Annotated in this window: 21 protein-coding genes; 15 read left to right on the top strand and 6 right to left on the bottom strand. The window is 71.8% G+C overall.

The features are described 5' to 3' along the window. Positions 1–257: 257 nt before the first annotated feature. The gene (locus ACWD12_RS12220) at positions 258–1,160 is read right to left on the bottom strand and encodes an IclR family transcriptional regulator (protein ID WP_450099469.1); all 903 of its coding nucleotides are present in this window, start codon (positions 1,158–1,160) and stop codon (positions 258–260) included. A 285-nt stretch (positions 1,161–1,445) separates the two neighbouring features. Between ACWD12_RS12220 and ACWD12_RS12215 the strand changes: the two genes are divergently transcribed. The 3 genes from ACWD12_RS12215 to ACWD12_RS12205 all read left to right on the top strand — a co-directional run bounded on the left by ACWD12_RS12215 (position 1,446) and on the right by ACWD12_RS12205 (position 5,348). Beyond that, positions 1,446–2,939, top strand: coding sequence for an aldehyde dehydrogenase family protein (locus tag ACWD12_RS12215; protein WP_450099468.1), 1,494 nt, complete (start codon positions 1,446–1,448; stop codon positions 2,937–2,939). A 13-nt stretch (positions 2,940–2,952) separates the two neighbouring features. Next, a complete protein-coding gene (locus ACWD12_RS12210; protein WP_450099467.1) occupies positions 2,953–3,927 on the top strand; it encodes an SDR family NAD(P)-dependent oxidoreductase in 975 nt (324 codons plus the stop codon). A gap of 149 nt (positions 3,928–4,076) precedes the next feature. After that, positions 4,077–5,348: a cytochrome P450 gene (locus ACWD12_RS12205; protein ID WP_450099466.1), complete on the top strand. Its 1,272-nt coding sequence runs from the start codon at positions 4,077–4,079 to the stop codon at positions 5,346–5,348. A gap of 64 nt (positions 5,349–5,412) precedes the next feature. On the opposite strand, the gene ACWD12_RS12200 is transcribed toward ACWD12_RS12205, so the two are convergent. From ACWD12_RS12200 to ACWD12_RS12185, 4 genes are all read right to left on the bottom strand, one after another. Continuing rightward, positions 5,413–6,336 (bottom strand): NAD-dependent epimerase/dehydratase family protein, encoded by a 924-nt coding sequence (locus ACWD12_RS12200; protein ID WP_450099465.1) that lies wholly within the window; start codon positions 6,334–6,336, stop codon positions 5,413–5,415. A gap of 112 nt (positions 6,337–6,448) precedes the next feature. Then, on the bottom strand, positions 6,449–7,522 hold the full coding sequence (locus ACWD12_RS12195; protein WP_450099464.1) for a phosphotransferase: 1,074 nt from the start codon (positions 7,520–7,522) through the stop codon (positions 6,449–6,451). A gap of 28 nt (positions 7,523–7,550) precedes the next feature. Continuing rightward, a complete protein-coding gene (locus ACWD12_RS12190; RefSeq protein ID WP_358359239.1) occupies positions 7,551–8,654 on the bottom strand; it encodes an ABC transporter substrate-binding protein in 1,104 nt (367 codons plus the stop codon). A gap of 370 nt (positions 8,655–9,024) precedes the next feature. Next, the gene (locus ACWD12_RS12185) at positions 9,025–9,411 is read right to left on the bottom strand and encodes a VOC family protein (protein ID WP_450099463.1); all 387 of its coding nucleotides are present in this window, start codon (positions 9,409–9,411) and stop codon (positions 9,025–9,027) included. A 179-nt stretch (positions 9,412–9,590) separates the two neighbouring features. Between ACWD12_RS12185 and ACWD12_RS12180 the strand changes: the two genes are divergently transcribed. From ACWD12_RS12180 to ACWD12_RS12165, 4 genes are all read left to right on the top strand, one after another. Continuing rightward, the gene (locus tag ACWD12_RS12180; RefSeq protein ID WP_450099462.1) at positions 9,591–10,379 is read left to right on the top strand and encodes a MerR family transcriptional regulator; all 789 of its coding nucleotides are present in this window, start codon (positions 9,591–9,593) and stop codon (positions 10,377–10,379) included. Then, positions 10,376–10,912 carry a GyrI-like domain-containing protein gene (locus ACWD12_RS12175; protein ID WP_450099461.1) on the top strand — a complete coding sequence of 179 codons (537 nt, stop codon included), beginning with the start codon at positions 10,376–10,378 and terminating at the stop codon, positions 10,910–10,912. Before ACWD12_RS12180 ends, ACWD12_RS12175 begins: the two co-directional genes overlap by 4 nt. Positions 10,913–11,379: 467 nt before the next feature. After that, positions 11,380–12,843, top strand: a complete 1,464-nt coding sequence (locus tag ACWD12_RS12170; protein WP_450099460.1) for a purine-cytosine permease family protein — start codon at positions 11,380–11,382, stop codon at positions 12,841–12,843. A gap of 175 nt (positions 12,844–13,018) precedes the next feature. Beyond that, positions 13,019–13,621 carry a GPP34 family phosphoprotein gene (locus tag ACWD12_RS12165; protein WP_450099459.1) on the top strand — a complete coding sequence of 201 codons (603 nt, stop codon included), beginning with the start codon at positions 13,019–13,021 and terminating at the stop codon, positions 13,619–13,621. A gap of 95 nt (positions 13,622–13,716) precedes the next feature. On the opposite strand, the gene ACWD12_RS12160 is transcribed toward ACWD12_RS12165, so the two are convergent. After that, on the bottom strand, positions 13,717–14,721 hold the full coding sequence (locus tag ACWD12_RS12160; protein ID WP_358359224.1) for a LacI family DNA-binding transcriptional regulator: 1,005 nt from the start codon (positions 14,719–14,721) through the stop codon (positions 13,717–13,719). Between the two features lie 405 nt (positions 14,722–15,126). On the opposite strand from ACWD12_RS12160, the gene ACWD12_RS12155 reads away from it, so the two are divergent. The 8 genes from ACWD12_RS12155 (at position 15,127) to ACWD12_RS12120 (ending at position 24,275) form a co-directional block, all read left to right on the top strand. Continuing rightward, a complete protein-coding gene (locus tag ACWD12_RS12155; RefSeq protein ID WP_450099647.1) occupies positions 15,127–16,746 on the top strand; it encodes an ABC transporter substrate-binding protein in 1,620 nt (539 codons plus the stop codon). Further along, a complete protein-coding gene (locus ACWD12_RS12150; RefSeq protein ID WP_450099458.1) occupies positions 16,746–17,705 on the top strand; it encodes an ABC transporter permease in 960 nt (319 codons plus the stop codon). Before ACWD12_RS12155 ends, ACWD12_RS12150 begins: the two co-directional genes overlap by 1 nt. Next, positions 17,702–18,601, top strand: a complete 900-nt coding sequence (locus tag ACWD12_RS12145) for an ABC transporter permease (RefSeq protein ID WP_450099457.1) — start codon at positions 17,702–17,704, stop codon at positions 18,599–18,601. The genes ACWD12_RS12150 and ACWD12_RS12145 overlap by 4 nt, the downstream gene beginning before the upstream one ends. A 5-nt stretch (positions 18,602–18,606) precedes the next feature. Next, positions 18,607–19,602 (top strand): ABC transporter ATP-binding protein, encoded by a 996-nt coding sequence (locus tag ACWD12_RS12140; RefSeq protein ID WP_450099456.1) that lies wholly within the window; start codon positions 18,607–18,609, stop codon positions 19,600–19,602. After that, positions 19,599–20,438, top strand: coding sequence for an ABC transporter ATP-binding protein (locus ACWD12_RS12135; RefSeq protein ID WP_450099455.1), 840 nt, complete (start codon positions 19,599–19,601; stop codon positions 20,436–20,438). The genes ACWD12_RS12140 and ACWD12_RS12135 overlap by 4 nt, the downstream gene beginning before the upstream one ends. Before the next feature lie 85 nt (positions 20,439–20,523). After that, the gene (locus ACWD12_RS12130) at positions 20,524–21,972 is read left to right on the top strand and encodes an amidase (RefSeq protein WP_450099454.1); all 1,449 of its coding nucleotides are present in this window, start codon (positions 20,524–20,526) and stop codon (positions 21,970–21,972) included. 101 nt (positions 21,973–22,073) lie between these two features. Further along, positions 22,074–22,928: an alpha/beta fold hydrolase gene (locus ACWD12_RS12125; RefSeq protein WP_450099453.1), complete on the top strand. Its 855-nt coding sequence runs from the start codon at positions 22,074–22,076 to the stop codon at positions 22,926–22,928. Positions 22,929–23,099: 171 nt separating this feature from the next. Next, entirely contained in the window at positions 23,100–24,275 is a 1,176-nt protein-coding gene (locus ACWD12_RS12120; protein WP_450099452.1) for a hypothetical protein, read from the top strand. The last annotated feature ends 63 nt before the right edge of the window (positions 24,276–24,338 follow it).

Raw genomic sequence — 24,338 nt, 5'->3', positions numbered from 1 at the left:
GACACGGCCTAGTCCAACGGCGAAGACCGCATCGGCCGCCGGTCGCGACTCGCCACCGGCTCGCAGGCCGCGATCTTCGCCTCCCCCGGGGCGGGCAGCCGTCGCCGGAGGAGCGCCCGGTGACGCGGCAAGGTAGAGCCACAATCCGAGGTGAATCCAGGCCCAACTGACGTCCGCCTTGCGGCGCGTGAGCCATCGGGCCGGGGCGGCGCGAGCGCGAGGTACGCGCCCATGGGCGTCGTACCGGACCCACCACCTCAACCCCCGCCACGCGGACGGCCCCCGATGTTGCGGGTCGCGCGCTCGGTCGCGGCACGCAACTGCTCCCCGAGAGCCTCGACTTCCTCGGCCGTCAGGTCGTAGGCGGGCCCGAACACCATGATCTTGGCGACCACCTTGCCCAGCACGTCGAAGACCGGCGCGGAGCACTGCAACATGCGCACCGGGCGGTCGGCGTCCAGGTCGGTGGGCAGGTACTCGCTGTGCGTGAGTTCGACGACGACCTCGTCCCGGACCCGCCGGGCCTCTTCCGCGTCGGGGGTGTTGGCGAGCGTTGCCAGCGCATCATGGAGTTCGGGGCTGCGCGGGGTCGCCACGGTGACGCTGTACCCGCGGGTGCGGATCGCGTCCAGCGCGGCTCGGTAGCGGGCGCGGGCGGCGCGGTTGAGCGGCGCGGACGCGGCGTCGAGCCACGCCTCGACCCCCGCCTCGTCGGCCCAGGCCACGAACCCGGCGCCGAACGGCGGCGCCAGCCTGATGGCCTGGCCCAGGTGGCCCCGCACCACGAATGGGGGGCCGTGGTCGAACACCTCCACGACGCGGATCTCGTCGCCGGCGCGCACCGACACCCCGACACAGGTGCCCGTCTCCTTGGCCAGCGCCTCGGCCTCGTGTCCGGTCACGGCGAGGGCGGAGTTGATGCTGCGGGCCGCGTCGCCGACCGCGATGCACGCGGGGCCGAGGCGGTAGCGCAGGTCGCCGTCGCCGCGTACCGCGTAACCCCGTTCGGCCAGCGCGAGCAGCACGGTGTGGCAACTGGCGCGTGGCATGTCGAGGATGCGCGCGACCTCGCTGACCGTCATCGCCTCACTGGGTTCGGCGGCCAGGGTTTCCAGGATGTCGACGGCGCGGAGCACCGCGGGCGAGGCAACCAGTGGCATGAAGGCTCCTTGACAAGCGATGTCAGCTCGACGCTAGTATCGCAGCAGTCTCGCTAATATACTATTAGCCGCCGCCCGAGTTGGGCAATTCGCAAGCGTTCGCCCAGGGCACGCACTGCACGCACCGCACGGCGGCTCACGACAGCTCCCGAAGACCCATCGGCTCCCGAAGACCCGACAACCCCGGCGGCCGAAGCACGGAAGCACCAACACACGAAAGCACCGAAGCACCGACACACCGGCGCCATCGACGACTCGACCGACGACCGACACCGGAGACCGACCGTGGCGGACCATCTCGAAGTCGCACAACTGTACGTGGACGGCAAGTTCGTGGACGGCCGCGCCCCGGCCTTCGCCGTGGAGGACCCGGCAACCGCGGAGTGGTTCGCGCACTGCCCCGCGGCGAGCCCCGACCAGTTCGACGAGGCGGTGGCCGCCGCGCGGCGCAGCTTCGACGCGGGCGTCTGGGCGTCCGTCCCCGTTCCCGAACGGGTGAAGGTGCTCGCCGCCATGGCGGACGAACTGGACGGCATGCGCGACGACCTGCTCCGCACCGTCGTACGCGAAACCGGTACCCCGGTACGCATCGCCGGCCTCATGCAGGTCGACATGGCGCTCGAGCAGGCGCGCCAACTCCCCGCGCTGCTGGCCACGTTGCCGGAGTGGGAGCACAACGAACTCCCCCTCGAAGCGCACATCGCCGGACCGACCGGCCGCGACGTGCTCACCAGCGTCCGCCGCTACGAACCCTGCGGCGTGGTGGCCGCGATCACCCCGTACAACTTCCCGCTGCAACCGGCGGTGTGGAAGGTGTTCGCGGCGCTGGCCGCCGGCTGCTCGGTGATCCTGCGTCCGAGTCCGCTCACCCCCTTGTCCGTCCTCGCCTTCGGGGTGGCCGCCGACCGCGCGGGCCTGCCGCCGGGCGTGCTCGCGGTCGTCCCGGAGCCCGGTGCCGAGGGCGCCGAACTGCTCACGTCGGACCCGCGCGTCGACTGCGTGTCGTTCACGGGCTCCACCGCGGTCGGACGCCGCATCGCCGCCCAGGCCGCCCCGACCGTCAAGCGGCTGGTCCTCGAACTCGGCGGCAAGTCGGTGCAGTTGTACCTGCCGGACGCGGTACGCAACGTCGCCGCCGGGGTCGGGACCGTCTTCGCCTCGCACGCCGGACAGGCCTGCTCGGCGCAGTCCCGCGTCCTCGTACCCGCCGACGCCCTCGACGCCGCGGTGGAGCAGGCCTGCGCCGTCGCCCGCGCCATGCCGGTCGGTGACCCCCAGGACCCCGCGACAGTCGTCGGCCCCCTCATCTCGGCGGCGCAGCACGACCGTGTCACCGGCCTGGTCGACGATGCGGTACGCGCGGGCGCGCGCCTCGCCGCCGGCGGCCGCCGCCCGGCCCACCTGCCGCGCGGCCACTACCTCGAACCCACGGTGCTCGTGGTCGACGACAACGCCAACCCGATCGCGCAGCAGGAGGCGTTCGGGCCGGTGGTCAGCATCCAGGGCTACCGCGACCTCGACGAGGCGGTGGCGATCGCCAACGACAGCCAGTACGGCCTGTCCGGCGGCGTCTACAGCGCGGACGTCCGGGCCGGCCTCGACGTCGCCCGGCGCATCCGCTCCGGGACGGTGCTGGTGAACCGGCCGTCGGCCAACGCATACACGCCGATGGGCGGCATCAAGCAGTCCGGCATCGGCCGCGAGCGCGGCGTCGCGGGACTGCGCGAGTACCAGGAAGTCCAACATCTGGTCCTCGGCCCGCTCGACTCCGCGGGATAGCCGGCGCGCAACCGTGCGTCGAGCCCCGACCTCACACCGGGCCGACCACCCGCCGCGCCCCGACCGACCGCCGGCCCGCGACCGACCCGACAACGCCGCGCACCCCACCCGAGCTACCGGACCGCCCGCGCTGCCCGCACCGCCATATCACCCGCACCGCCGTACCACCCGCACCGCCGACCAATGTTGGGAGAAGACCGTGCTGCTGGACGGCAGATCCGTCGTCATCACCGGAGCCGGCTCGGGCGTCGGACGCGCCTCGGCGCTCCTGTTCGCCGCCGAGGGCGCCCAGGTCGTGTGCGCCGACGTCCGCGAGGACTGGGCCGCGGAAACGGTACGCCTGATCGCGGAGCGGCCCGGCGCCAAGGGCACCGGGGTCGCGCAACGCTGCGACGTCACGGTGCCCGCCGAGGTCGACGCCGCCGTCGCGACGGCGGTCGGGCGCTTCGGCCGTCTGGACGTGATGTTCAACAACGCGGGCATCGCCACGCCCGTCTTCGGCATGCGTACCGAGGACCACACGCTCGACCAGATCGAGGCGCTGATGGCGGTCAACATCCGCGGCGTGCTCCTCGGCTGCCAGGCGGCAGTACGGCAGTTCCGCGCGCAGGGCGGCGGCGGGGTGATCGTGAACACCGGCTCGGTGGCCGGTCTGGTCGGCTGGGGCGGCACCGTCTACGGAGCCACCAAGGGCGCGGTCAACCAGCTCACGCGTGGCGTCGCCGTCGAATGCGCGGCCGACGACATCCGCGTCAACGCCATCTGCCCCGCCGCGATGCCCGCCACGAACTTCATGGTGCCCGGCGCCGAGGCGGGCTCGCAGGGCATCGGCGAGGAGGAGGCCCGCGCGGTCGGCGCGTCGCATCCGCTCGGCCGGCCCATCACCGCCGAGGACTGCGCCGCGGCGGCGCTCTTCCTCGCTTCGGACGCGGCCCGCAATATCACCGGAGTCCTCCTTCCCGTGGACGGCGGATTCGTCGCGCAGTAGCCCGCCGTGTCCCGCGGACCCGGTCGGCCGACACGCCACCGGCGGGCGAACTGCCGCTCGCCGTCGGCCCCCGTACCCCCGCCGCCGTAGCCCGACGCCGGGCAGCGCCACCAGGCAGCGCCACCACGACGACAAGGACGACAACGACCATGGGCACAGACGTCGACGACCTCGACCCGGTACGCATCAGGGAACTCTTCGACCTGCGCAGCGGCATGAACGAGCACAGCGGCGCCGGCTACCGGGACGACCCTTATCCCACCTGGCACCGCCTCCGCGAGACCGGCCCCGTCCACCGCGGCACGGTCCACGAACTCACCGGCTACCAGGGCCCCGCGTTCTTCCAGGGCCTGCCGCACCCGGAGCGCGAGCACTTCTCGGTGTTCGACTACGCCGGGTGCGACGCCGCGTTCCGCGACGAGACGTTGTTCGTGTCGTCCGAACGCACCGCGGACGGCCTCGACTTCGAGCACGGCGGCCGGGGAGCCGACAGCAGCATCCTCTACATGAACGGCAAGCGGCACCGGACGTACCGGGGTCTGGTGCAGCCTTCGTTCGTACCGCCGCGGGCCGTCTGGTGGATCGACAACTGGATCAAGCAGACCGTCGACGCGCTGATCGACACGTTCATCGGGAACGGCCACGCCGACCTGAACACCGAGTTCTGCGCCGCGATCCCGACGCTGACCATCACCGGCAGCCTCGGCATCCCGGCGTCCCAGGCACTCGACCTGCGCGCCTCGATGCTCCCCGGCCGGATCGACACGGCGGCGTTCGGGCGCATCGTCGGACCGGCGGTCGCGGCGCGGCACGAGAACCCGACGGACGACCTGCTCAGCGTGCTGGTCGAGGCGGAGTTCACCGACGAGGACGGCGTACGCCACAAGCTGTCCGACGACGAGATCATGTCGTTCGCGTACCTGCTGCTCGTCGCCGGCTCGGGCACGACGTGGAAGCAGATGGGCATCACCCTCGCCGCGCTCCTGGCCCGCCCGCACGTCCTGGACGCCGTACGCGACGACCGGAGCCTGATGCGCGGCGCCGTCGAGGAGTCGCTGCGCTGGATGCCGACCGACCCGATGTTCTCCCGGTTCCTCGCGCGCGACACGGAGTTCCGGGGCACGTTCATGCCGCGGGGCTCGGTCATCCACATGTGCATCGGCGCGGCCAACCGCGATCCGCTGCGCTGGGACTCGCCGGACGAGTACGACCCGACCCGACCCGGCCGCTCGCACCTGGGCTTCGGACGCGGGCCGCACGTCTGCCTCGGCACGCACGTGGCGCGGGCCGAGATGGCGGTGGGGATCGGCGCGCTGCTCGACCGGCTTCCGAACCTGCGGCTCGACCCGGACGTCGAGCCGCCGACGTTCATCGGCATGTACGAGCGCGGCGCGACCGAGATCCCCGTCGTATTCGGCTGAACAGCGCACTCGGAACGAGCACGCGGAACGGGCACGCGGAACGCGCCCCCGGACCGCGCCCCGCTCAGGCGGTCTGGTCGCGCGCGGTCTCGTCGTGGATGCGCCGGATGCCGGTGCGCCAGTCGACCGCGCAGGGCCCGGTGAAGGAGCGCCGCCGCGTGGCGTCGAGGACCTGGCCGCGCAGTGTGCCGGGCTGCTCGCGTACCTCGACGGTGGCGCCCTTGCCGGTCAGTTCGCCCATGTAGGCGACCCATTCCTGGACGCTGACCGGCTCGTCGCCGCCCCAGTTGACGATGGTGGCCGGAACCGACGCGGCGGCGAGCAGCGCCTCGGTCTGGGTGTTGATGTCGTCCTGGTGGATGGGGCTGTACATGCACGGGTCCCAGCGGGTGACGACGGGTTCCCCGGCACGCACTGCCGCCAGATGGATGCCGGGCAGGCCTCCGTTGCCGTACGAGCCGTACGACGCGTTCATGCGCGCGATGACGACCGGCAGGTCGAATGCCCGCGCGCAATAGCGGGCGACCGCCTCCTCGGCGGTCTTGGAGACGGAGTACGTCTGCGCGTACGCGATGTTCGCGTCGCCGAGCGGCGCGTCCTCCCGGTATACGTGGTGCGGGTCCTCGTGCGGCTTCAGCACGGACGCCGTGGACATCACCAGCGCCGCCTTGGCTTTGCGGCAGTGCTGGAGCAGCAGCCCGGTTCCCTCCGCGTTGACCCGGAGGGCGTGGTCGTAGTCCAGGCCCTCGCCGAGGAACGCGGCCAGGTGCAGCACGTATGTGAAGTCGTCGGGGATCTCGTCGAACTGCCCGGCGCCCAGATCGGCGCGGCGCGTGGTGACACCGAGGGCATCGACGCGCTCACGCTCGCCGGCGGTGCCGAAGCGCGCGATTCCCCACACCTCGTTGTCCCGGGCCAGGTACTCCGTCAGGGGGAAGGCGATCTGCCCCGCCGGGCCGGTGATGAGGATCTTCTCGCCGGACAACATGTGTTCCTCCTCGGGACGGGGCCGCCCGGTCGGACCGCCTCGCGGTGAATGCCGACCCGATCATGAACCGGTCGCCCGAAGAAGTACACGCCCGCGGCTCGGCCAGGACGCGTCAGCCGGCCTTCACGCCCAGTGCGCCGAAGGTGTCGAGGTCGTCCGCGGCGGCGGAGAAGCGGGTGATGTTGGGGATGTTGACTTCGTCCGGCTGCGCCTCGACCGGGTTGATCAGCCAGATGAACAGCCCGTACGCGACATAGCGCCGGTAGTCGTCCCACGCCTCGTCGAAGCCCGGCGCCGCCGCCCCGGCGGCCGCCAGGACGGCCAGGTAGTGCCGCAGCAGGTCCCCCTCGTGGCGCCGCCGGTCCTCGACGGTGAGGGCGGAGGTGATGAAGTACGCCACGTCGTGCGCCCAGTTCCCCCGCCAGGCGGTCTGCCAGTCGAGCAGTCCCGGGCTGCCGTCGCGGCGCAGGTACGTGTTCCCGAGGTGCGTGTCGCCGTGCAGCAGGCACTGGGGCTGGAGGGTGACGCGGTCCTGGAGGGCGTGGAGGGCGTCCACGACGCCCTGCCCGGTGATGCCGGCAGGCACCACGTCGGCGCGCGGCATCGCGACGAACGCGTCGAGGTCGGCGGCGGAGAACCGGCTCACGTAGCGGTCCGAGGGCGTGCCGCGCTCCAGCGGGCTGCGCAGCCACGGGATGGCGTCGAGTTCCGCGCTCTGCCACCAGAACGCGTGCAGCGGCACCAGGAGTTCGAGGAACGACGCGACCTGATCAACCGTCAGGGGCCGTGCGGCGTTGCAGAATTCGACGCCGTCCTGCGCCAGGTCCGCGAGCAGCACCACGCCTTGCTGGGTTGTCTCGTCGCAGTCGGCGAAGTAGCACGTGGGCACGACGACCGGGATGCGCGGGCTCAGGTCCCGGTAGAAGCGCGCCTCCACCGCGTAGGCGCCGGTGGGCATGACCTTCGCGCTTTCCCGGCCGTAGCCGCCCTTGATCCACAGGCGGGTGGGAAGGCCGTCCGCGCCGGGGCCGGCGTACGTGATCCGCAGGCGCGCTTTGGTGGCGGTCCCGTCGATGACCCGGTCGACCCGGACCTCGTCGACGGTCACGTTCCGGTCTCCGGAGGAAAGCACCGAGGACAGCCACGCGGGCGTGACCTCGGCGAGGGTGCCAGGCAGGTTCGTCATGTCTCGCCGTCGCTTCCCGTGTGGAGGGTCAGTAGTCGTCGGTCGATTCGTACAGCCCGGCGAATTCCAGCACCCCGTCCCGGATGCGGCCGTAGTGCAGCCAGTCGCCCTTGAACATCTGGTGGTCGTACGGGCCCCCGGCGATGTGCGTGTTCGGCCCTCCGGTCACCGCGGGCATGAACCGGATGCGCTCCAGGCCCTCCTTGACGCCGGGGCCGGTCAGGACGGTCGCGCGGTGCAGCGCCTCGGCGACGACGGCGGCCATGTCGTACGCGAGTCCGGGTATGGCGTTGGGCCACATCCACGGGTCCTCGCCGTAGCGGGCGACGAAGCGCGCGTGGAACCGGTGCATGCGCGGATTCTCCGGACACCACTGGTCGATGCCCACCCAGCCTTCGAGTTGCTCGAAGCCCCAGATGTACTGCATGAAAGCGGTCGTCATGATGCGCGGCGGGTCCCAGCCGAGCTTGTCCAGCGCCTCGCGCACCGCGCCGGAGACGACCAGGCCGCCGTAGCCGAGCCAGGCCAGCGCGTCGGCGCCGGAGTCCCGCAGGACCCGGAACTTGGCGGTCAGTTCGTCGGTGGTCGTGGCGTTGTCGACCATCTCCACCGCGGCGACGGACACCCCGAGCCTGCGGCACTCCTGGCGGAAGAAGCGGAAGTACTCCTCGCCGATCGGCGACCACGGCGCGAGCACGGCGACCCGCGAATGCCCCTCCCGTTTGAGCCAGTTGACGATGAGCGCGGGGTCGCCGCCGACGTCGCCGTTGCCCATGCGGAAGCAGTACTCCCCGTGGAAGGCGTCGGTGCCGGCCATGCTGATCAGCGGTACCTGGCTTTCGTTGGCGTACTGCGCGAGGGCCATCGCCGAGTCGGTGTAGTTGGCGCCGACCACGGCCAGGCAACCCGCCTCGACCAGCCGCCGGTACGACTCCACCCCGCCCTTGGCGGTGCCCTGCGGCAGCCCGGCGTCGTCCTCGAACAGGAACTCGTACCGGCGGTCCAGCACCCCGCGCTCGACCGCCTCGTCGAACGCCATGGTGATTTCGCGCTCGAAGCGCCGCCATTCCATGCCGAGCCAGCCGACACGGACCGGTGCGAGCTTCAACCAGCGGTCCTCGATCGATGTCACGGGTGCCTCTCCTCGCCGGTCGGTGCGCTGCCGGGGGACGTGCCGTGGTGCGGAGGTCGTGGTGTGGGGTTCGTGGTGTGGGGTTCGTGCCGCTGCCGTGCGGGCCGCGAACCGCGTTTCGAAATGTCGAAATATTAGCGAGCTAATGTAATCCTAGCGATCCTGGCGAACGGCCTGTCAAGAGCGCCGGCCCTGGCGCGGACCACCACGGGGACGCACCGGACTTCGATAGGGACCGCGTACAGCGCATGCGAAGTCGGGCTGCGGCGCGCGACGTTGACACGTGTCACCAGGGCGGCCATCGAAGTCTCGCCAGCCGTAAGCTCGTCGTCGTTCCGGAGGCGCCTCGCCCCGAGGGGTGCGCCTCGCGCTACACGTGCTTCGGTGCGCTGAGTTCGATCGTCAGGCCGTCCGGGTCGGTCAGCCGCATGTTGTAGCTGACCGCTTCCTCGAAGATCTCGCCGACCGCGAATCCGCCCGCCGCGAGGTCCGCGCGCAGGAGTTCGAGTGCGGCGCGGTCGGGCACCGCGAACGAGAGGTGGTCGATGCCGGCCGTCGCGGTCCCGGACGGGTCTCCCGGAGCGGCGGTCTGCATGCCGACGACGAAGCCCGCGGTGGGATGGCGGAGTGCGGCGTACGGGCCGGAGTCGAGCACACCCGAGGCGAGGTCGCGCATCCCCAGGACACCGCGGTAGAACGCCGCGCTGGCCGCGACGTCGCGGACGACGAGCTGGATGTGCGAGAACCCCTGGATCACCCGCGCATGGTACGGCGCCGGACCCGCGACAACCAGGGCCGCGACCGCCGTACTTCGACACGTGCCGACCGGAGCCGACCCGCACCGACACCTGTCGACACCTGCTGACATCTCCTGACACCCGCCGACACGCGCGCCGCGCTGGACTCTCCCACTTGGGGAGACCTCATGCTGAGGCCATGAACGAAGATCTACTGGCGATCGGGCAGTTCGCCAGGCTCAGTCGGCTGAGCGTCAAGCAGCTGCGGCACTACGCGGAACTCGGGCTGCTGAAACCCGCGTACGTGGACGAGCAGACCGGGTACCGCTACTACCGGCACGAGCAGGCGCGCGACGCGCTGTCGATCGGGCTGCTGCGCTCCCTCGACGTGCCGCTCGCCGCCATCGCCCAGGTGCTCTCCGGCGCGACCGGCGCGCTCGACGGCGTGCACGAGCGCCTGGAGGCCGAACTGGCCCGGCGCCGTTCGACGCTGGCGGCTCTGGAGCGCGTCATGGCCGAAGGGCTGCCGTCCGTGCCCGTCACCATGGTGACCGAACCGGCGCGGCGTGTGCTGGTGGTCAGGGAGACGGCGGCCGACGAGACGGACCTGGGCCGGGCCACCTCCGCGGCCGTCGCACGGCTGCTGGCCGCGGCGTCCCAGGCCGGAGCGTCCACCGGGCCGCCCGAGCTCGTCGGCCTGTTCCCGCTCGACTTCGGCGAACCCATCGCCGTCGCCGTCGCCCTGGTCGCCGAGGGGCCGGCGCCGGGAGCCGAACTCGACGTCCTGCCGGGCGGCCGGTTCGCCCGCGTCACCCACGTCGGCCCGTACGACCAGATCGGGTTGACCGCGCACGCCCTGCTGTCCTGGTGCGCCGAACGGCGCCACACCGTCCGCGGCCCGCTCCGCGAGGTGTACGTGTCCGACCCGATGACCACGCCGCCCGACCGGCTGGTCACCCACCTGATGATCCCCCTGGAGGAAGCATGACCCCCGCGCCCGTCCGCCCCGAGCTCGTCCACCCCGAACCCGCCACGTGCCTCAACGTCACCGGCATGGGCGAACCCGGCGGCACCGAACACATGGCCGCCGTGCGTGCGCTGTACGCCGTGGCCTCGATGATGGGCGGTCCCGTCGGCCCCCTCGAAGGCCTGTGGTGGGCGGAGGACGCCGGCCCGAACCCCCTCGACGCACCGCGCGACCAGTGGCGGTGGCACCTGCTTCTGCCGCTGCCGGGTGCCCCCGAGCCGGAGGCCCTGGGCCGGGCACGCGAGCAGGCCCGCGCGTCGGGCGCGGCTGTCGACCGGGTGCAGGTGGTCAGCTTCGCCGAGGGCGAGTGCGTGCAGATGGTGCACGAGGGGCCGTACAGCGAGGAGAAGGCGTCGCTCGATGTGATGGACACCTTCATGACCGAGCGCGGACTCGTGCGCAACGGCCTGCACCACGAGATTTACCTGACCGACTTCACCGACCCCAACCCGCGGACCATCCTGCGCCAACCCGTGGCCCGCGCGGCCGGCTGACCCCCCGGCCGCAACCGACCCCGGGCGCGACCACACCGCCGCTTCCCACGTACACACGAAACGCACGGCGCCGGCGACCGCAGCACTACACGATGCGCGGGGACCGGCGCCGTCCGCCGCGTCCGCGCTGCTGTCCCACCAAGCGGAGACGCTTGCTCGTGGCACCCGGCCACTGTGCAGCGGCGACATATGCGGTGGCCGAAATACCGCCTCCGGCGTCACCTAATCCCGGCCTATGAGCACTATTTGTCCTGGCTTGCCCGGCTGACATAACCTCCATCAAGCCGAGCCTCGAAGCACACCTAGGCGCGCAAAATGTCCAAATTAACGGCATTTCCTCAGGCCCATTGCTGAAATTATTCATTCAAGATCTTGCTGTCTGTTCATCTGCATGCCAGATTCGGCAGTCGACAGTCACAGGTCCTCAGCAAGCGGTCGCCGCTTCGCCCCGCGAAGAGAGTGAGTCCATGCCGGTCGAACAAGATTCCGGGGCACGTCTCGCGATGGAGCGCCGGACCATCGAGGTCATCCCCGACGCCGAGCGCCACGGCACGCCGCTCAGCCAGTTCACGCTGTGGTTCGGCGCCAACATGCAGATCACCGCGATCGTGGACGGCGCCCTCGCGGTCGTCTTCGGCGCCGACGCCCTGTGGGCGATACCCGCGCTGCTCGTCGGCAACGTGCTGGGCGGCATCGTGATGGCGCTGCACTCCGCCCAGGGGCCGCGCCTCGGCGTACCGCAGATGATCTCCAGCCGCGCGCAGTTCGGCGTCTACGGGGCGGTGCTGCCGCTGCTGCTGGTGATCCTGATGTACCTCGGCTTCGCCGCCACCGGCAGTGTCCTGGCCGGCCAGGCGGTGTGCGAGATGCTGCACATCGACGACACCAACGTCGGCATCCTCATCTTCGGCGCGCTGACCGCGGTCATCGCGGTGACCGGGTACCGGCTGATCCACCTCGCGGGCCGGGTCGCCACCGTCATCGGGGTCCTGGGGCTCGGCTACCTGATGATCCGGCTGTTCACGCAGTACGACGTCGGCGCGCACGTCGGCGACAAGGGCTTCGACGCCGCGACCTTCCTGCTTGCCGTCGGCCTCGGCGCCGGCTGGCAGCTGACCTTCGGGCCGTACGTCGCCGACTACTCGCGCTACCTCCCCCGAGACACCAGCGACCGCGCGACCTTCTGGTCCACGTTCTGCGGCTCGGTGATCGGATCCCAGATCGCGATGACCCTCGGCGCACTGACCGCCGCCGTCGCGGGCAAGACGTTCCTGCCGGACCAGGTCGGCTTCCTCGGAGACCTGGCGGGCCCGGCGTTCCTCGCGTTCCTGATCTACCTGGTGATCGTGGTCGGCAAGCTGACCGTCAACTGCCTGAACGCGTACGGCGGCTTCATGTCGATCCTGACCATCGTGACGGCGTTCGACGGGCGCTCGCGGATCTCGTCGGCGGCCCGCGCCGCGTACATCGTGGGCTTCACCGCGGTGTCCGTGGTCATCGCGATGGCGGCCAGCGCCGACTTCCTCGACAACTTCAAGAACTTCGTCCTGATGCTGCTGATGGTCTTCACCCCGTGGAGCGCCATCAACCTCGTCGACTACTACGTCATCTCCCGCGAGCGCGTCGACATCCCGGCGCTGTACGACCCGCGCGGCCGCTACGGCAAGTGGAACGTCACCGCGCTCACCTGCTACGCCGTCGGCGTCGGCGTGCAGATCCCGTTCCTGGCCACCAAGCTCTACACCGGCCCGATCACCGAGAAACTCGACGGCGCGGACATCTCGTGGATCGTCGGCCTGGCGGTCACCTCGGTCATCTACTACCTGTGGGCACGGCGTACGGCCAATCCCCCGGCCGAGACGATCCGCCCCGCCGAACCCCGCCCCGACGAGCCGACCCCCGGCACCCACGCCCCGGCCCTGGCCGGCTGACCGGGACACCCCACCCCACCCCACCCCACCGGCCGCTGCCCACCGAGGCGCACCCGCCGCCGCATCGCCGCCTGATGCGGCGGCGGACCGCGCTCCGTAGGCTCGTCATCGGAAGCACCGGAACCCGGCGGCATACCGCCCCGGCCTTCCGGTCGTACCGAATGTGGAGCCGCTCATGACGACTGCCCGCGACCTGATCATCACCGCGATGGACGAAGCGGAACGCCGCGAGGCGGGCCAAGGCGAGTTGTCCCTCGCCTTGGCGGGCGCCGAACTCGTCGACCTGCTGGCCGCGTCCGCGGTCACCCTCGACGGCGACGCCATCGTCCCCGCCGGCACCCCCGCATTCGACGATCCGCTCCTCGAGCAGGCCGCGGCCGCGGTCGTGCGGCAGAAGCCGTACGAGTCCGTCGAGTACTGGCTGTGGCGGCGCGGCCGGGACCTGGCCGCCGCCTACGCGGCCGCCCTGGCGGAAGAAGGCAGCCTCGCCCACCGGCGCGGCCGCTCCCCGCTCGGCACCGGCCGCGTCGCCGTCGCCGACTCCGCCGACCACCGAGCCGCGCGCGACCGCTGGGCCGCGCACGAGCCCGTCCTCACCGCCCTGGCCACCTCCGCAGGCCTGCGCGACAAACCCGACGACGAACCCCCGGCTCCCCCGCGCGACCCGGTCGGCATCGTCCTCGCGGCAGTGGAGGACGCCGTGACCGAACTCGAAGCCGTACGCCAACGCCGCGCAATAGAACAAGCCGCCTACGACAACATCTGGCGCGCGCCCTGACGGAGCAGCCCTCTGCCGGAGCAGCTGTGTGACGGATCTGCCCTGTGACGGATCTGCCCTGTGACGGCGGCCCAGCCCCCCAAGGGCAGGGCCCCCTACGCGGGGGCCCGTTGGGAGGATTTGCGGATTTCCAGGCGGGTGGGGACTTCGACGCCTCGGGGGTCGGTGAGGCCCTGGTCGAGGACTTCGACGAGCAGGCGGATTCCGGCGTCGGCGATCAGGTTGGGCTGGACGCTGAGGGTGGTGACGGGCGGGGCGGTGTGTTCGGCGAGGCCGTCCTCGCTGGCGCATACGAGGAGGAGGTCGTCGGGGACGCGGTGGCCGTGTCGGCGGGCCACCTCCAGGACCAGCGGTGGGCTGACCTCGGTGAGGACGAACAGCGCGTCGGGGCCCTCCCCGGGGCCGGGGGCCAGGAGGTCGCCGATGGCTTCGAGGTTGGAGGCGTAGCCGGGGGTGTCGACCTGTACGACGCGGGTGCGGATGTCGTGCCGGGCTGACCAATCGGCTTGGGCCAGCAGGGCGTTGCGGGTGTAGAGCGCGTCGCTGGCGGCCATGACGAGGGCGATGTCGCGGGCGCCCTGTCCGGCGAGGTGGTCCAGGACCTCGCGTACGGCGGCGGCGTAGTCGGTCTCGACCCAGTAGCCGCCCGCTCGGCCTTCCACGCGGCGGTCGGTGACGACCGGGATGCCGGCCGCGAGGAAGTCCTCGACGAGCGGGTCGTCGACCTCCGGGTCGACCACGCAGATCGCGTCGAGGGGCAGGTCGGCCCACTCCTCGCGGGGGGCGTGGTTGGGCAGCAGCACGAGGGCGTGGCCGTGTTCGAGGGCGACGTCCGCGCTGGCGTTGGCGAGCCGGGTGAAGTACGGCAACTCCGTGTACGCCCAAGGCTTGTCGACGTACTCGCGCACCGCGAACCCGATGAGCCGCGCGTGCCCGGCACGCAGCAGGCGGGCCGTGGCGTTCGGGCGGTAGCCCATGCGGAACGCGGTTTCGCGGGCGTGGGCGCGTACGTCGTCGGACAGCCTTCCGGTGCCGTTGAGTGCGGCCGAGATGGTGGTCTTGGACAGGCCCGCCTCGCGGGCGACGTCGATCAGGCGCACCCTCGGGACGGCCTGGGAGCGTTTGCCCCGAGCCCGCGGCCCGCCGCGCGCTACCGCGCCCGGACCCGCACCCGGACCTGCGCCGGGCCCTGCGGACGGCCCTCCGGACGGCACCGCGGACGGTCCCGCATCTGACCCCGCGGCCGACCCCGAGAGCGGTCCTTCGGCTTCTCCCGGCACTTTTCCAACCCGACGTTCCGGTTCGTTCATGGCCTCGATCCTGACATGTTGACGGGCCGTCAGACAGCCCCGGGCGGCATTCTCACGACCCCCGAGAATCGTTCCCGCAAACCCTTGCGCGGGAACGTTCCCGCGTCAATACTCACCGGCACTCGTCCACGACGCGCATCCCTGGCATCCCTGCCGCGCCTCCTCCGTCCCTCGAAAGGGGTGGGTTTCTTGCGCATGCTCAGAACCGCCGCACTGGCCGCCGTAGCGGCCCTCGTCGCCGCCGGCTGCTCGGGCGGAGGTGGTGACAACTCGTCCGGCTCCGGCGCCGCGTTCGACGTCACCATCGACACTCCTGCCGCGAAAGGGCCGCTCGACAAGGTGAAGTGGTCGCTGTACGCCGAGCCCCAGACGCTCGACTACGCGTACGCCTTCGACTTCCCGATCAACACCGTGCTCGCGAACGTGTGCGAGAACCTGCTCCGCGTCACCCCGGACCTGAAGATCTCCCCCGGCCTCGCCAGCAAGTACACCAACCCCGACCCGCTCACCTGGGTCTACACCCTGCGCGAAGGGGTCAAGTTCCACGACGGCACCCCGATGGCCGCCAAGGACGTCGTGGCGAGCCTGACGCGGCACGCGGACCCGGAGGTCGGCTCCTCGTACAGCACGGTCTTCAAAGACGTCGCGTCCATCACGGAGACCGGGCCGCTCGAGGTCACCATCAAGCTGACCCGTCCCAACGTGCTGCTCAACGAGCAGTTGAGCGCGTCGCCCGGCATCGTCGAGAGCGCCGACTTCCTGGCCAAGGCCGGCAAGGACTACGGCAACCCGCAGGGCGGCGTGAACTGCACGGGGCCGTTCTCCCTCGAGGAGTGGAAGCCCGGCACGTCGATCACCCTCAAGAAGAACGACGCGTACTGGGACAGCACTCTGGCACCGAAGACGAGCGAGCTCGAATTCGTCTTCATCCAGGACCCCTCCGCCCGCGCCAACGCGCTGCTGACCGGCGAGGTCGACGGTGGCTACCTGCTTCCGACCACCTCGTTCGACAAGCTCGACGCGAGCGACGGCAAGCTCTACTTCGGTGCCATCACCGGCAGTTACTCGGCGGCCGTCACCAACCTCAAGGGCGCGCTCGGCGACCGGCGGGTACGCCAGGCCCTGTCGATGGCCATCGACCGCGACGGCATGGTCCAGGCCGCGCTGAACGGGTACGGCGCCCCCGCCAAGGCCCCCGTCCCCGCGGCCGGCTGGGCGACCGTCCCGGCGGAGCGCGCGCAGACCATCCACAACAGCCTGCCGGCCATCACCCAGGACCCGGTCGCGGCCAAGAAGCTGGTCGAGGAGGCCGGGGCGGTCGGCAAGAAGGTCGTCGTCGCCACCAGCAACCTGGCGCCCGAGATCAGCGTCGCCGCCAACGCCATCCAGGCCGCCGGCAAGGAGATAGGCCTCGACGTCGAACTGCGCACCATCGCGCCCGACGCGTACACGGCCCTGTTCACCGACCCCGCCACCCGCGAGGGCATCGACGTGCTGGTCACCAGCGGCTACGACATGACGCCCGACCCGCTGGAGTTCTACGCCGCGTTGCAGACCGGGGAGTTCGCCAACTACGGCAACTGGTCGAATCCCGAGTACGACCAGCTCGTCAAGGAGGCGCTCGGCACCACCGACCCGGCCGCGCGCGCCGAACTCACCGTGAAGCTCCAGGAGATCGCGCTCCGCGAGTTGCCCGGCATCCCCCTGTGGGACTCGCCCATGTCGCTCTACCTCGGCAAGCGCGTCACCGGGGTGACCCCGAACATCACCCACTTGTCGTACCCGTGGGCCGCGACCCTGGGATCCGCGAACTGATGAGCCGCTCTCTGCTCCGCTTCCTGCTGGGGCGCGTCGTGGGGCTGGTGCTCGTGCTGCTGGTGACCTCCTTCGTGGTCTTCAGCGCCGTGCACCTGGCCCCCGGCGACCCGGTGTCCTTCCTGATGCGCGGCCGGCCGGTCACCCCGGAGGCGCGCGCCGCGCTGACCGCCCAGTACCACCTGGACGAGCCGTTCCTGAACCAGTACTTCATGTGGCTCGGCGACGTGCTCGGCGGCGACTTCGGCCGCTCGGTGCAGTTCCGCCAGGACGTCGGGGACCTGGTCGCCCAGAAGCTGCCGATCACCGCGTTCCTGGTGGTGTACGCGATGGTCCTGGTCACGGTCGTCGGCCTGGCCCTCGGCGTCCTGTCCGCGCTGCGCCCCGGCCTGGTCGACAAGCTGGTGCTCGCCTGGACCGGCACGTCCATCGCCATCCCGTCGTACATCGCCGCGACCGTGCTCACCTCGGTCTTCGCGGTCAAGCTCGGCTGGTTCCCGCTCTACGGCGCGGGCGAGGGCTTCACCGACCGGCTGTGGCACCTGACGCTCCCGGCCGTCGCGCTCGCCCTCACGTTCGCGGGGCTGCTCGCCCGCGTCACGCGCTCGGCCATGCTCGACGAACTCTCGCGCGAACACGTCGAGGTGGCCCGCTCCCGGGGCGTCCCCGAGGGCCAGGTCATCGTGCGGCACGTGCTGCGCAACGCGCTCGGGCCCATCGTCACCGTGGTCGGGACCATGGTCGCGGGCATGCTCGTGGCCACCTCGATCGTGGAGACGGCGTTCAGCGTCAAGGGTGTCGGCTCGCTGCTGATCAACTCGGTGACCGTCAAGGACTTCCCCGTCGTGCAGGCGCTGACCCTGCTGGTAGTCGCGGCGTTCCTGGTCGCGAACCTGGTCGTGGACTTGCTGCAGCCGCTGATCGACCCGCGCCTCGCCCTGGGAGGTGACGAGAAGTGACGGCCTCGGCAACCCCGCTCCTGCCGGGCGGCGCCCCGCAGTTGCCGGGCGCCCGCCGCGGCGCACCCGGCCGGATCCGTACGCTCGCCGCCCAGGGGCCGCTGTTCACCGCGGCAGTGGTCGTCCTCGCGCTGCTGGTGCTCCTGGCGGTCTTCGCCCCGCTGCTCGCCCCCTACGACCCGAACGCGATCAACCTCAAGAACTCGCTGGCCGGTTCCGGCCCCGACCACTGGCTGGGCACCGACCAGTCGGGCCGCGACATCCTGTCGCGCCTGCTGTACGGCGCCCGCACCGGCCTGCTCGGCCCCCTCGCCGTCGTCGGCGTCTCCACCGTCCTCGGCATCGTCATGGGCGTGGTCGCGGCGTGGCGCGGCGGCTGGGTCGACTCGCTGCTGTCACGGTCGATGGACCTGCTGTTCGCGTTCCCGGCGATGCTGCTGGCCATCCTGTGCGTCGCCGTCTTCGGCACCGGGCTCACCGCGCCGGTCATCGCCATGATGGTCGCCTACACGCCATACGTCGGCCGCCTGGTACGCGCCATCGCCCGCCAGGAGAAGTCCCGCCCCTACATCGAGTCCTACCGTGTGCAGGGCTGGTCCGGCTGGTCGATCTGCGTGCGCCACCTGATCCCCAACATCACCCCGACCGTGCTGGCCCAGTCGGCGATCAACTTCGGGTACGCCCTGATGGAGCTGGCGGGCCTGTCCTTCCTCGGCTTCGGCGTGCAGGCGCCCACCGCCGACTGGGGCGTCATGGTCAGCGAGGGCCAGGGCCCGCTGCTCAAGGACGTCATGCTGCCGGCGCTCGCGCCCGCGACGGCCATCGTCATCGCGGTGGTCGCGTTCGGGATCGTCGGCGAGGGGCTCGCCGACCGCGTCGCGAAGCGGGAGAGGTGAGCGGCATGTTCGAGAAGACCGTGAGGAGCGGGGACGCTCCGCTGCTCGACATCGAGGGCCTGACGCTGCGCCTGCCCGACCACGCCGCCGCCCGGCCGATCCTGGACGGGGTCTCGCTGCGCGTCGGACGCGGCGAAACGGTGGGCCTGGTCGGCGAGTCCGGCTCCGGCAAGTCGGTGGCCTGCCGCACCGTCCTCGGGCTGCTGCCGCAGGGCTCCCGCACCGAGGGCGCGGTCCGCGTCGCGGGGACCGACGTACTCGGGCTCGGGCCCGCGGGACTGCGCGGCGTCCGCCGGCGGCAGGTCGCGATGGTGTTCCAGGACCCGCGTGCGTCGGTCAACCCGATGCGCAGGGTCGGCGACTTCCTCACCGAGGGCCTGCGCCTGCTCGGCATGTCGAAGACGCAGGCGCCGGCGCGCGCCGAGGAACTGCTCGCCGAGGTCGGTATCCGCGACCCGCGCGGGGCGCTGCGGCGCTTCCCGCACCAGTTCTCCGGCGGCATGCTGCAACGCGTCGTGATCGCGGCGGCGCTGGCCGGCGACCCGGCGCTGCTCCTCGCCGACGAACCCACCACCGCACTGGACGTCACCACGCAGGCGGAGGTCGTCGGCATCCTGCGGCGCCTCCAGGTCCGGCACGGCACCGGCATGCTCTTCGTCACCCACGACCTGGAGCTGGCCGCGGCGATCTGCGACCGCATCTACGTCATGTATGCGGGCCGTATCGTCGAATCCCAGTCCGCCGCGGCCCTGTTCGAGCATCCGAGGCACCCGTACACCGCGGGCCTGCTGGCCTCCACGCCGCGTCTGGAGGCGGACTCCGAGCCGCCGCGGGCGATCCCGGGACGGCCCGTGTCGCTCGCGGAGGCGCCGGAGGGGTGTGCCTTCGCGGAGCGGTGCGCGTTCGCGGTGGAGCGGTGCCGTACCGAGGTTCCGGCGCTGGTGCACGACGGCCCCGCGGCCGTGGCGTGCCTGCGCGCCGAGGAAGGGATCCTGACGTGAGCACCACCGCAGATGCGGCCGAGGCGGTACTCCGGGTCCGCGGCCTGTGCCGGACGTTCGGCGACCACAAGGCGGTCGACGACGTGGCGTTCACGCTGGCGCCGGGCGGCTCGCTCGGGATCGTCGGGGAGTCCGGCTCGGGCAAGACCACCACGGCGCGCATGCTCGTGGACCTGGAAACGCCGGACGCCGGGAGCATCACGGTCCGCGGCCGTGAGCGTGCCCGCCGCCCGCGTTCGCGCACCGAACGACTCGCCCGGGCGCGGGAGATCCAGATGGTCTTCCAGGACCCCTACCTGTCGCTGGACCCGCGCGTCGCGGTACGCGACTGCGTCGACGAGGTCCTGCGCCTGCACGCGCCCGACCTCGGCAAGCAGCGGCGCGCCGCGCGCGTCGCCGAACTGCTTGACCAGGTGGGCCTGGGCACCCGGGAGGCGGGTGCGCTGCCGCGCCGGCTCTCCGGCGGGCAGCGGCAGCGCGTCGCCATCGCGCGGGCGCTGGCGGCGTCCCCGCAAGTGCTGATCCTGGACGAGGCGGTGGCCGCCCTCGACGTGTCGATCCAGGCGCAGATCCTCGACCTGCTGGTGCGTGTCCGGCGGGAGGAGGGTGTCGCGTACCTCTTCGTCAGCCACGACCTCGCGGTGATCCGGCACATCACGGACGACGTCGTCGTGCTGCGGTCGGGCCGGGTCGTGGAGTCGGGGCGGACGGCGGACGTGCTGGCGGCGCCGCAACACCCGTACACCCGGCTGCTGATCGACTCGGTTCCGCGCGCGGGCTGGGACCCGGAAAGGATCGCGGAGAGCCGGAAGGCGCTCGCCGCACCGGACGCCTGACCGCCGTCGGCGTCCCACGGAGTCTTCACCACGACAACCCTGTTCAACCACCACACGCCTCCGCAACCTCCGCAAGGGAGTAACCATGCCCTCTGATGTATCCGCCGAACTCGCCTATCTGTCGGCGACCGACGCGCTCGCGGCGTTCCGCGCCCGCGAGGTTTCCCCGGTCGAACTGCTGACCGCGGTCGTGGACCGGGTGGACGCCGCGGATCCCGTCGTCAACGCCGTCGTCGAGTCGCTGCGCGACGAGGCCTTCGCGGCCGCGCGGGAGGCGGAGCGGCGCTACCTGGGCAAGGGCGCGGGAGAGGTACGCCCGCTGGAGGGCCTACCGATCGCGGCCAAGGAGGAGCACCCGATCGCGGGACGCCCGCACCAGATGGGGTCGCTGCTGTACGCGGACAACGTCGCGACGGAGACGCACCCGGTGATCGAGCGGATCACCGAGGCCGGCGGCATCATCCATGTGCGCACCAGCACCCCGGAGTTCTGCGCGGCGGCGTTCACCCAGTCGAAGCTGTGGGGTCTGACCCGTAACCCGTGGAACCCGGAGTTCTCGCCCGGTGGTTCGTCCGGCGGCTCGGGGGCCGCGCTGGCGGCCGGGTACGCGCCGCTGGCCACCGGTTCGGACATCGGCGGCTCGATCCGGATGCCCGCGTCGTGCAACGGCGTCGTGGGCTTCAAGCCGCCGTTCGGACGGGTCCCGGCGATGCCGCCGTACAGCCTCGACCAGTACTGCCACGACGGCCCGATGGCCCGGACCGTCGCCGACTGCGCACTGCTGGAGAACGTGATCGCGGGGCCGTGGAAGGGCGATGTGGTGTCGCTGCGGCCGAAGTTGGTACTGCCCGAGGCGTACGCGGGAGCGCGCGGCGCCGAGGGCCTGCGCATCGCGCTGTGCGTCAACCTCGGCGACTACCCCGTGGACCCGGACGTCGCGGCCAACACACGGGCCGTGGGCGAGGCGCTGCGCGCGGCCGGCGCGGTGGTCGAGGAGGTCGCGCTCGGATGGACGCGCGACCTGATCGAGCGGGTCCTGCTCGCGCACTTCGCGGCGGTGATGGGGGCCGAGGCCGGCGAGGCGACGGCGGCTGCGCCGGACCTGGTCACCCCGTACCTCCGGATGTTCCACGAGCAGACGGCCGCGTCCGAGCTGTCGTTCGCCGAGGGGCTCGCGCTGGAGGGCGAGATCTACGCCGAACTCGGCGAGCTGCTCGACCGGTTCGACGCGATGGTCTGTCCGACCATGGCCCTGCCCGCGTTCCCGGCGGGCGAGGACTTCACCGAGACCAAGCTGGTGGTCGACGGCGTGGAGACGGACTTCTACCTGCACGGCTCGCTGACGCCGCCGTTCAACATCTGCAGCCGCGTGCCGGTGCTCGCGGTGCCGTCCGGGTTCGCGGCGAACGGGGTGCCGACGGGCGTGCAGATCGTCGGGAAGACGTACGACGACGAGATGGTCTTCCGCGTCGGCGCCGCGGTGGAGGAAGCACGGCCGTGGGCGTACACCGCGGGGCGCCGTCCGGCGCTGTGAGCTGCCACCGGCCGCCCGGGCCGCCCGGCACCGCCGCCCTTCCCCGGGGCGGTGCCGGGGGCGACCGGAGCCGGCGGCCGGCAAAGTGGTTGACTTCGTCCATGAAGATCGATCCCCGGGCGAAGGTGCTTCCCGCCGTCCACCGCCTGCGCTCCGCCGTCGCGGGTACGGATCGGGCGCAGGGCGAGGTGACCGCCGTGCTCGCGCATGCCACCGGCTTCCACGGCCGGGTGTGGGAGCCGACCGCGCGCCGGCTGCCCGGTGTCGACTGCCACGCGCTGGACCTGCGCGGACACGGCGACACGCCGGTGCCCGAGGGCTATGACTTCCCGTGGGCGGCGTTCGGCGACGACGTGCTGGCGGTGGCCGACGACCTCGCGGCCCGCGGACACGGCCGACTCGTCGGCATCGGCCATTCGTGCGGCGGCGCGGCGCTGGTCCTCGCGGAGGCCGCGCGGCCGGGGACGTTCGACTCGTTGTGGCTGTACGAGCCCGCCGCGTTCCCGCCGCCCGCGGCCGGCGAGGTGCAGTCCAACCCGCTGGTGGAGCCGACGAAGCGGCGGCGCCCCGCGTTCGCGGACCGCGCGGAGGCGGCCCGCAACTACGCGTCGAAGCCGCCGATGGACGCCTTCGACCCGGAGGTCCTGGCGGCGTACGTCGAGCACGGCTTCGTGGCCGAGGGCGACCACGTCCGCCTCAAGTGCCGCCCGCTCAACGAGGCGCAGGTGTACGTCTCGTCGCTGGTCGCGGAGGTCTACGCGGCCATGGCCGAGGTGCGCTGCCCCGTCGTCCTGGTCCAGGGCGTCGAGTCGCCGAGCGGACGCTTCGACCGCCTCGCCGAGCAGTTCCCCGACGCCCGCCTCGAATCCCACCCGGACCTCGGGCACTTCGGCCCGCTCACCCACCCCGAGCGCATCGCCGCGTCCATCCGGTCCTGGCTCGCCGACCGCACCTGACGACGCACGATCCGGCAGTCGCTCCAGGCGTGTGTCGGCCTTCCGCGGCTTTGCCTGACCCGGATCAGTCCGTGATGGCACACTCCCAAGGAGCGCCGGAAGGAGCGGGACGCTGTTCCGCTCTCGGGGAGGGGCGTCCGGCAGCGACGACATGGCCTTGGGGGAGGGTGCATGCCCGAGCCGATGTCCGCCACCGACGACCAGTTGCGGCGTCTGGCTGCCGAGCGGGTGGACCGTTGGATCGACGACACCGATCGCAGACTGCGGACGGCCGGGGAGCCCGCGCGGATGCCTGCGCAGGCGTGGGCCGGCATTCCCGCGACGCGTCGCCCGATGTGGCTGGACCTGGTGCAGCACCTGGCGCGGACCGGTGCGGAGGCGTTCCGCAGGGCGGCCGCGCCGCGGCGGCCCGAGGTCGCGGCCCAGGCGTTCGCGTTGCTGCGGGACGCCGACCCGCGCCTGACCGAGCGCGACGCGGCGCAGCCGTCCGCTGCGGTCAGGGCGATGCTGGAGGGCCTTGCGGCGCGTACCGAAGCCGGGTCGGCGCTCGGCGCACTGGCCGCGGCCGGCGACGCGGCGGTGTCCGAGTTCGTCGAACGGGCGCCGGTCCTCGACGATCTGCGCGCCTCCAGGGCCGTCGAACTCGGTTATGTGCGGGACGCCTTGGTCGCACTGATCGCGCCGTTCGGGCAGGCCGAGGACGTGGTCGCAGGGTCGCATGCGCGGAAGCTGCTGCCCCTGCTCGTGGAGGAGACGGCCGCCGGTGCCGCCGCCCGGGCTGCGGTGCCGGACCTCGGACGGATCGAACGCGAGTGTGAGCGGGGCCTGAGGGACTCGCTCGGCAAGTCGCTCGGCGAGCAGTACCGGGCACTGGTGGGGCCGTTGGATGCCGCGCGAACCGCGGCACAGGGGGCTACGGCCCGTCTTGCCCCGGCCTCGGCGGCGTACGGCGCCATGCTCGCCGCGTACAAGGACCGATGGACCGACCCCCGCTGGGACAACCCTTACGGCGCTTTCGAAGACCTCTTCGGCTTCTACGGGCTGACGATGCTCCGGGCGATCCTGGCGATCTCCCCCGAGCACGCACGCAGGGTGCCGAACAGGTTGGACCCGCCTTATGACCGTCTGCGGCCCGACGTGATGCCGATCAACGTGACGCCGACCTTCCGCCGCGTCTTCCCGAAAGGCACCTCGGAACAGGTGCTGATCTGGGCTTTCACCGAACTGGCCACCACAACCATAGAACCCCACAGGTGGCTGGACACCCTGGAGCGACACCTGACGAGCGACCCCCCGACCACGCCATGGCCGCAAGAACTGGGCCCGCCCGCAGCCCCCGACATCTGATCCCACGCGGGCGCGACCGACGGGAGCCGAGTCGGCCTTCGGTCGGCGGCCGGTCACCGGAAC

The sequence above is a fragment of the Streptodolium elevatio genome, from assembly GCF_053592165.1.
This window is presented reverse-complemented; position numbering and strand designations above follow the sequence as displayed.